The sequence below is a fragment of the Candidatus Paceibacterota bacterium genome, from assembly GCA_041661265.1.
Lineage (GTDB): Bacteria > Patescibacteriota > Minisyncoccia > JAHIHE01 > JAGLIN01 > JBAZUT01.
On the sequence record JBAZUT010000018.1, the window covers coordinates 1 to 7,978 of the forward strand.

The 7,978-nt window shown below is 42.5% G+C and carries 10 protein-coding genes; all 10 read right to left on the bottom strand.

What is annotated here, in order from left to right; all coding sequences use genetic code 11:
• Nucleotides 1-53: 53 nt before the first annotated feature.
• The 10 genes from WC788_08840 to WC788_08885 all read right to left on the bottom strand — a co-directional run bounded on the left by WC788_08840 (nucleotide 54) and on the right by WC788_08885 (nucleotide 7,667).
• Nucleotides 54-314: a hypothetical protein gene (locus WC788_08840; protein MFA6097701.1), complete on the bottom strand. Its 261-nt coding sequence runs from the start codon at nucleotides 312-314 to the stop codon at nucleotides 54-56.
• A 148-nt stretch (nucleotides 315-462) separates the two neighbouring features.
• Nucleotides 463-843 (bottom strand): hypothetical protein, encoded by a 381-nt coding sequence (locus WC788_08845; GenBank protein MFA6097702.1) that lies wholly within the window; start codon nucleotides 841-843, stop codon nucleotides 463-465.
• A 344-nt stretch (nucleotides 844-1,187) separates the two neighbouring features.
• On the bottom strand, nucleotides 1,188-2,756 hold the full coding sequence (locus WC788_08850; protein ID MFA6097703.1) for a GldG family protein: 1,569 nt from the start codon (nucleotides 2,754-2,756) through the stop codon (nucleotides 1,188-1,190).
• Between the two features lie 3 nt (nucleotides 2,757-2,759).
• A complete protein-coding gene (locus WC788_08855) occupies nucleotides 2,760-3,476 on the bottom strand; it encodes an ABC transporter permease (GenBank protein ID MFA6097704.1) in 717 nt (238 codons plus the stop codon).
• Nucleotides 3,477-3,503: 27 nt separating this feature from the next.
• Nucleotides 3,504-4,133, bottom strand: coding sequence for a hypothetical protein (locus WC788_08860; GenBank protein ID MFA6097705.1), 630 nt, complete (start codon nucleotides 4,131-4,133; stop codon nucleotides 3,504-3,506).
• A 16-nt stretch (nucleotides 4,134-4,149) separates the two neighbouring features.
• Nucleotides 4,150-5,073, bottom strand: a complete 924-nt coding sequence (locus WC788_08865; protein ID MFA6097706.1) for an ATP-binding cassette domain-containing protein — start codon at nucleotides 5,071-5,073, stop codon at nucleotides 4,150-4,152.
• 135 nt (nucleotides 5,074-5,208) lie between these two features.
• The gene (locus WC788_08870; protein MFA6097707.1) at nucleotides 5,209-5,661 is read right to left on the bottom strand and encodes a hypothetical protein; all 453 of its coding nucleotides are present in this window, start codon (nucleotides 5,659-5,661) and stop codon (nucleotides 5,209-5,211) included.
• 199 nt (nucleotides 5,662-5,860) lie between these two features.
• Complete coding sequence (locus tag WC788_08875) at nucleotides 5,861-6,247, bottom strand: hypothetical protein (protein ID MFA6097708.1); 387 nt, start codon at nucleotides 6,245-6,247, stop codon at nucleotides 5,861-5,863.
• Between the two features lie 53 nt (nucleotides 6,248-6,300).
• Nucleotides 6,301-7,386 (bottom strand): aminoglycoside phosphotransferase family protein, encoded by a 1,086-nt coding sequence (locus WC788_08880; protein MFA6097709.1) that lies wholly within the window; start codon nucleotides 7,384-7,386, stop codon nucleotides 6,301-6,303.
• Nucleotides 7,387-7,463: 77 nt separating this feature from the next.
• On the bottom strand, nucleotides 7,464-7,667 hold the full coding sequence (locus WC788_08885) for a hypothetical protein (GenBank protein MFA6097710.1): 204 nt from the start codon (nucleotides 7,665-7,667) through the stop codon (nucleotides 7,464-7,466).
• Nucleotides 7,668-7,978 lie beyond the last annotated feature (311 nt).

A 7,978-nucleotide genomic window follows, 5' to 3' on the forward strand; every position in this document is an offset into this window, starting at 1 on the left:
CCGCAATTTGCACTGCTTGATCATAAAAAAACCAGGCATTGCCCGGTAATTGCTTATTTCTTCAGATCTCGCATCTGCCTGATGACATCGCGCTCGCTTCTTTTAAGAGGCGCCACGCCCTGGTCGCTTTCAGCCGTAAGGTCTGTTCCGCAATTAGAACATATTATGCGTTCATCAAAGGTTTCATTCCGGCCGTTCTTAATTCCTCCAATAATTCGCCCTTCGAACGCGTTTTCACCGCACACGGGGCATCCTTCGGGACATATCTTTTTCAGCACATCGGCTATTTTTTCTGATTTATCAAATTTCGGCATTGATATTCCTCCTTGAATGATTCATTTCGATCAATAGCGTCGATCTGTTTTCGACTTCCTAATTTAACCTCAAAATCCAAACCTGTCAATCCCCTCCGTTCTTTGCACAAAAAACACCGGAGAATATTCTGCCGGTGTAATGTCGTTATTATTCATTTCCGAATCCTGATGCGGGCGGAGGACCCAATAGAGGTATGTTCCATGCAGTAAGCACTTTCATAACGCTCTTAACCTCGCCCTTCCATGGCTCTTCGATCATCAAGAACGATCCGAGGTCTCTGAATTCGATCTGGGCCGAATGTCTTGGTTCTTTTGTTATAAGATCGGTTGTCTTACTTATATGCGCGAAGCAAGCTTTCCCGCTTTCCTCGCTTATTTCCGTCCCGCAATCCAGACAGTGAAACAGCATTTGGTAAAACATCGTTCTTAATTTTTTTGTCCCTACGACTATATTTTTATAGTCACTGTTTCCACAGACCGGACAATGTCCTCCCAGTTTTTCGAATCCTTCCCTGAATGTGGTTTCCATAAGATCACCTCTTTTGAATTGCCTACATTATAATTTCCCGGTTTGTTTTAGTCAATTTTTTTGGATAACGCTCTCTCCCTAATGAACCCAACTCCGCTGCAAGCAGCGGAGTACCTGCCTGCCGGCAGGCAGGTCTGGGTGGGTTTTTTATGATCAGTTTCGGCTCCGCCGAGACTATCTTTCATAAGCCATTTCCGCCAGAAGCGGATCCGCCTTTGGCGGACATCCTACATTTGAAATATTATTATATATCCGTGGCAAGCCACGGGGTATTCTGGCACCATAATAAACAACAAAAACCGGCTGAGCAAAGCCGGCTATCGGTCTAAAAGCTACATGATATGCTACGCCCTTCCCATCCGTTTTTTTCTCCGCACGATCCTATAGAGTCCATAAGCATCCAGAACCAAAGCTCCTCCCAATATCGCAATGAATTTCCAATAATTCTTTTCGCCTTCGCTGAGTTCCTTCACGGGTCTGTCGGCAATATTCTTTGCGCGGATAGACGAGAGATTAACGGTGTTTGAAACCGAATCTATCAGATTCAGGAAGAAGGTCTGATTATCTGAAACTTGCTTTGAAAAATTCAAGAGGATGAAATATGGATCTCCGACCGCAATAATATTTCCGCTCTTTGAATCCGCTTCCTTGGGTTTTGCGACTGCCATAATCGTTTTTTTCGATGCATTATCGAATGAGAACTGCCTGTCCGGCATGACATCAAAGCTTCCCGAGATCGCGCTTGCGCGCTGGGTGGTGCTTATTACCTGAGATGCAACATAGTCATTTGAATCAGCCAGAGCGAGTGAAGATGTCCAAGGAAATATCACCGACTGAATCCCGGACAGGGATGTGTGATCGCCAAAATTCTCACTCACCGCCTTTACAAAGAACGGATAAGGCGTGCTCATCGAAAAAGGTCCTCTCTGATAGGATATATTCGAATTGGATGCATCATAGATCATGTCATTGTTGATCTCGATCCCGTATTTTTTCATGAAACCGTTTAATCCGTTATCAGGAATAAGCTCGGCCGAGATCCCCTGGCTGACATCGACATTCACCGCGCCGCTCAGCACGATCACATTTCCTCCATTTTTCACATATTCATCCAGAATGGCAGCTTCCTCTTCCGTTATCTTTGAGCCGGGATTCACGATCACCAGGGTTATAGGCTGAACGGGAACTTTTTCCGTCACGGATTTGTCTTCGCCCTTTTCGTCTTTGGTTGTCTTCTCCTTTTCGATATAGAAACCTTTGTTATCCCCCGACGGCTCGATCTTCACATTCACGGCATCATATGACATTTTCAATTCAGTCGGATCAACTTCTTTTTCTCCGTGCCCGGAAAGAAATCCGACTGTTTCCTTTTTTTCTCTGGAAACCGAATAAACGGCCGAAATGAAATTATATTCCCAGTTGTCGATCGATTGGATCATCGGGATCACTTCCCTCTTTTCGCTCCCGGTCTCCCCCGAAACTATCTCTATCCCGAAGAAACCCTGCTTGACCTCATATTTATCCTTCTCCACAACATTGAACTGCAGTTGAGGTATGCCCTTTTGAGCAAGATCCTGCACTTTTGCCGGTGTGTTTTCCGGTTCTATATATGCAACTTTCAGCTTCGATCCCGCAATATCCTGATACTGATTCATGGTATCCACAAGCTGCGTCTTAAGCGCCTGCATATTGACCGGCAGGTCTTTCGATATATAGAAATTAACCTTTACTTCTTTATCCAGATTCTTCAGTATATTCTTCGAGGCATCGGAAATCGTATAGATCTTGTCCTCCGTCAGGTCGAAATACAAGGAATTTTGCGATACGAAATAGTTAAGCGCTGCGAAGAAGATCAGGACAAGAGCCACTGAACCGGTTTTCAATTTCAACGATTTGTTGCTTTTAATATCCATAATTTATTTCCATTTTTTTAAACTGACCTCTCTCGTATTCAAAAACAAGAAAAAGGCGACGATCGAAAGATAATAGACAATATCGGCCAGCGAGATGACTCCTCTCAGGATCGAATTGAAATGGGTCGTCAGGCTCAGAAACCGCCCGACGGAACCGAAAAAAGGCGGCAAGGAATCAAGAATAAAAGAATTTCCTATTATAAAGAAAGTGAATATTATGCCTGCACCGAGAAGAAACGATACGATCTGATTTTTCGTAACCGAAGAGACCCACAATCCGATCGCAATATACGAAGAGCCCAGAAGAAGCGCGCCCAGATATCCCGCAAGGATAACTCCCCTGTCGGGACTTCCGACGCTCGTGACCATAAAAGGGATCGGGGTGCTGAAAAAAAGCATGATAGCCAGAAAGGCAAAACATGAAAAGAATTTTGAGAAGACGACGTCCGAAGATCGGACCGGAAAGGTCATCAGCACCTCCACCGTGCCGCTTCTTTTTTCCTCCGCCCATTCGGACATAGTGACAGCCGGCAGAATGAACATGAATACGACAGGAAGAAGCCCGAAGAAAGACCTCATTGACGACTGTCCCTCAAGAAAGAAGGTCTGCATAAAAAGCCAGCCCGCAATGACAAGAAACACCGAGATCACGACGTATCCCAGGGGCGAATTGAAATGCGAGTTAAGCTCTTTTTTAATGATTGTTATCGCCTTGTTCATTGTCTTTAAATTTATAGTTCAAATAGATTATCTGACATCAACCTTCCTCACCCTATCCCTGATCTCCTCGATCCGCTTTCTGTCTCTTTCCTCCTGCTCCCGCCTGCTCAATTCTTTTTTATCCACAGAACCGGTCATGGAAAATATTTTTACGGTCTGCTTTTCAAAATCAACTTCAGCAGTATATGAAATATTCTCACCTTTTATGCCAAAAAAGATCGTAGCTGATTTTTCTTGGATATCATAAAGCTTACACTGTTCAATTTCTCCTTCTGCTCCTCCTTTTTTAAGGAGGGCTTTGATAGCCTTGTCATCGGGACGATTCTTTCCGGCCAAAGACTGAAATTCAGCTATACTTTTCTTTATATCATCTTCTTTTTCTTTCGAGACTGCCTCAATCCGCTCTTTCAGCTGAGATAAGCCTTTTGTCAAAGGTGCTGTTTCCTCATTATTTTCCGCATACTTCACGCTCGTGAAATACAAATCGATTTTATCGAGTATTTCCTTTATTTGAGATGCTTTCATATTCCCCGGATCTTCCTGTTCTTTTTCTTTAAGAAAAAGATTCATTTCTTCTATATATTCCGAACGCATACTCGGTCTGTCGCTCTTATTTTCTGTTTTTTTGTCGCTTGTCTGGGGCCGGTCAAAATCCATTTTTTTATATTAAAGATTAATCTTTCGTCAGATCAATGAACACATCTTCCAGATCGATCTGTTTTCGCGTCAGCTCCAGCAAGCCGTGATTTTCTTCAATAATGATCCGGGCGATGTCTTTCCTGATATCGTTTTCGGCGCCGGAAATAATAATGATCCTATTTCCGATGATCTCGATATTGTTCACGCCCTCGATCGACTCAAGCCGCGGCAACAGATTATTTTCAATTTTTTCAACTTCAATATGGATCGTGGCTTCATTCTTTCCACCCCTGCTCTCCAGTTCTTCCGGCGTTCCATCGGCAACGATCTTTCCTTTATTTATTATTATGACGCGCGAGCAGGTCGCCTGGACTTCCGAAAGTACATGGCTTGAAAGAATGACGGTCTTGGATCTTCCGATCTCCTTGATAAGATCTCTGATCTCGATCCTTTGATTCGGATCAAGCCCTGTTGTCGGCTCATCGAGTATTATTATTTTGGGATCATGGATCAGTGCCTGCGCAATGCCCGTTCTCTGGCGATAGCCCTTGGAAAGAGTTGAGATCTCGGCATCTATTTTTTCTTTCAGTCCGCATTGTTCAACCACTTTTGAAAGTTTTTCATATATATCATCCTCGGATATCCCATACATCCTGCCGACAAACATCAGATATTCCCGCACCGTCATGTCCTCATACAAAGGGGCTTGCTCCGGAAGATATCCTATTCTGTTCTTTATCGCCTGTTCAAAAGACGGATTTGTCAATTCCATGCCGTCTATTGCGACAGTCCCGTCATCCGGCGGAAGAAACATCACCAAAGTCCTGAGAAGCGTGGTCTTTCCCGCTCCATTCGGACCCAGGATCCCGACGACCTCCCCCTCGCTGAGCTCGAAGGACACGCCGTTCAAAGCCGTCACATTTCCGTATTTTTTTGTAAGATTTTCAACTTTTATCATTATTTTTTTGAAAGTTATATAACGCAAAGATCCTATTGTTTATTATAAACGTAAATGAAAATAATTTCAAAATATAAATATATTTTATACTATTAAATTTTTTTTTGCAATACGAATTAAAAAAAGAGGAAATGATCAGCCTTTTTTGAAAAGACCGAATATTTTCCCCACTGTATTTTGCTTCAGAAAATTACCGACAATTTTGTCGAACTCTTTGCCTTCCTTTTCGGCGTCCTGCGCTTCCTCTGCGATGAACCGGATAATATCATTTGTGATATTCTCAATTTCATCCTCGTTTGCGCCTTTCGAATAGACCGTTATGGAGGTCTTTTCCTTGAACTCCAGAGGGAAATAAATAATAATTTCTTTCTCTCCTCTGACCACAGAAAGCCTTTTCCAGGGAATTCCGGACGAATGCCCCGTAAAACCTGCCATTTCAAAACCATCAACCCTTCGAAGAGCTTCCTCGAGCGTAAAGCCGTCAAGACTAAGCGCATTTTTGAACATTTTATTAAGATCTGCTATCCGCTTCGGATAGATCGGCCCGGCAAAGCCTTCCATTTTTGCCTTATATCCTTCGTAATCCATTTCTTCCTCCTGAAAGCTGTCAGCATTCTAGACTAATTTGCTGAAAAAGTCAATACCGAATACAAAAAAACGGATCAGATCCGTTTCTTTATATCAATCTGGAATATTAGTGCCGTTATAGTTTGTAACTTAAAGCAACAACGGCTAAAAAATTGTCTGACAAACTTTTTCTTAAAACAACCAAAAAATCATAGCAGTACTAGCATTTTCCATCGCACTTGAGACAGGTTTTTGCTTCCGGAAATGCTTTCAGCCTGTCGATCTCAATGGTCTTCGGTTCTCCGCAATTATAGCATATGCCATAGGTCCCGTCCTCGATCCTTTTCAGAGCTTCATTCACCGCGAGAATATCTTCTTCCAGTTTATGCTCCACGCCAAGATTATCCTGATACATTATCACTTCATCAGTGTTCTCGTCTTCCTCATCCCCAATATGAGGAAATTCGGTTTTATAATCATCTTTTATATTTGCGTTTTTCTTCGCAAAAGCCGAAAGTTGCTCCTGGATCTCTTTTCTCTTGTCCATAAGGCTCTTTTTAAGCTCATCCAGCGTTTTTTTGTCTATATTCGCTTTGTTTTTTGCCATAATTTTAAAATTGATTATTACACATTGATATTAGCATGATTTATCGTTTTTGGCTAACCAAAATAGCTATTCATCTTTTTCCATTCAAACGTCTTCGCGTCAAGCGCATTCAATGCAAAATTTATCATCTTCTTCCTGACTGCAAGAGCCGTTCTTTCATCCTCATAGAATGAATCGGGATAAAAGAAAGGATGGGGATTGCAGACAACGACCATGCGGAACGCCCAATATGGAGCAATGACCCCGGCCATTTCTTCATCTTGGGTCCGCCTCAGATATTCATCGATGAAAATGTGAAAAAGTTCGGCCAGCGCTCCGTCAAATTCCCCTCTATGAACCAGGGAATAGAATATGAAATTGATGAGAAACGCGGTTATGTCATCCGCCGCTTCGCCATAGCGCCCCCTGGACCGGTCCAAAAGCGTAAAATCGTTCTTGTCCATAAACCAGATGTTTCCGGGATGGAAATCGCCATGGATCTCGCAAAGCCTCTCCGAGCGATATTTTTCGAGCATCCAATGTTCCACCGCTTTTTTCACGATCTCGGCCTGAACGCCGGGACCAAACCAGCTCAAATTTTCAGGATACATATCCAAAACTCCCATTATGGAAACTCCGGACCCTATCGTATCTCTTATTTTTCTTTTATACAAAGAATCGCTCTTGAATTTCTTGCTATGGAGCTTGGCAAGGTATTTCGCCAGGATCAGCACTTTTTCCTTGTCGTTTTGTGAATATTCATCATTTTTTGCGATCCTTTTGATGTCAGAAAAAAGATCCGTCCCCTTTGCCTCATCCATAAAAATGAAAAATTCCTGCGCATCCCCTATCGGCAATACGCTCCCGCTCCCGCTCACACCGACCACATCAAAAGACCTGACGTGATTATCCATATCATTGAAAGTATGGTGCGCAAGCAATAAAGATTGCGCCCTGTCCGCCGGATATTCGCTGCCCATATGCTCGCAAAACAAAGACTTCAGGACTTTACGATATTTGGTACCGCCTATTTCAAATTCCACAAGGCTTCCGATCCCGATGCAGCCCTTTCCAAGAGGTAAAATCTCGATCCTGTCTATTTTGCGTCCGTCGAAACGGCTCTCAAAATATTTTTTTAACGATATTTTATTGATCTCCATATAGTTTATCTCATAGTGCTTATGATCCTTATTATAATTCAAAACGCGAAATAAAAAAAGGCGGAATTATGCCGCTTTTATTTTTCTGGTTCAAGTAACTCCCTCAGCAGGTCTTTCGCTTCTTTCGCTTTATTTTCAGCTTCTTCGAGTTTTTTTATTAACTCCTCCACTGATGACTCAGGATTATTTCTGGTTTTTTCAGCTTCTTTCAAAAGTTTTTCGGCTTCTTCGACTATACCGCAGATCTTCTTTTTCATTGCTTCAATTTCTTTTTTGTTCATAAACAGCCTCCGGCTCGGATCTAACAACCATATTAGTCCGGTATTTAGGTTTTGGCAAATTTGACCGGCACCTTTCAAAACAAAACAGCCCTGAGGCTGTTCTGTTTTAATTATTAATATATAATAAAATGTCTGAAATTTTCCAAGAGTGGCGGTTAAATAAACCTAGATTATACAGACCCGAATCAAGTGTTGAGGAGAGAGATTTTCCCGCGACATGATCGCAGGGAAATACGCTTTCTTCAGGCCCGATTAAGTCTGTTTAGCCGCCGCTTTTAGGAGTTATTAATCATTAATAAGTTTTTTTATGA

Excerpts from the sequence above, each read along its gene's own strand:
- WC788_08875 (MFA6097708.1), bottom strand. The coding sequence starts at position 6,247 with ATGGCAAAAAACAAAGCGAATATAGACAAAAAAACGCTGGATGAGCTT.
- WC788_08850 (MFA6097703.1), bottom strand. The coding sequence starts at position 2,756 with ATGGATATTAAAAGCAACAAATCGTTGAAATTGAAAACCGGTTCAGTG.
- WC788_08855 (MFA6097704.1), bottom strand. The coding sequence starts at position 3,476 with ATGAACAAGGCGATAACAATCATTAAAAAAGAGCTTAACTCGCATTTC.
- WC788_08845 (MFA6097702.1), bottom strand. The coding sequence starts at position 843 with ATGGAAACCACATTCAGGGAAGGATTCGAAAAACTGGGAGGACATTGT.
- WC788_08880 (MFA6097709.1), bottom strand. The coding sequence starts at position 7,386 with ATGGAGATCAATAAAATATCGTTAAAAAAATATTTTGAGAGCCGTTTC.
- WC788_08865 (MFA6097706.1), bottom strand. The coding sequence starts at position 5,073 with ATGATAAAAGTTGAAAATCTTACAAAAAAATACGGAAATGTGACGGCT.
- WC788_08870 (MFA6097707.1), bottom strand. The coding sequence starts at position 5,661 with ATGGATTACGAAGGATATAAGGCAAAAATGGAAGGCTTTGCCGGGCCG.
- WC788_08840 (MFA6097701.1), bottom strand. The coding sequence starts at position 314 with ATGCCGAAATTTGATAAATCAGAAAAAATAGCCGATGTGCTGAAAAAG.
- WC788_08860 (MFA6097705.1), bottom strand. The coding sequence starts at position 4,133 with ATGGATTTTGACCGGCCCCAGACAAGCGACAAAAAAACAGAAAATAAG.
- WC788_08885 (MFA6097710.1), bottom strand. The coding sequence starts at position 7,667 with ATGAACAAAAAAGAAATTGAAGCAATGAAAAAGAAGATCTGCGGTATA.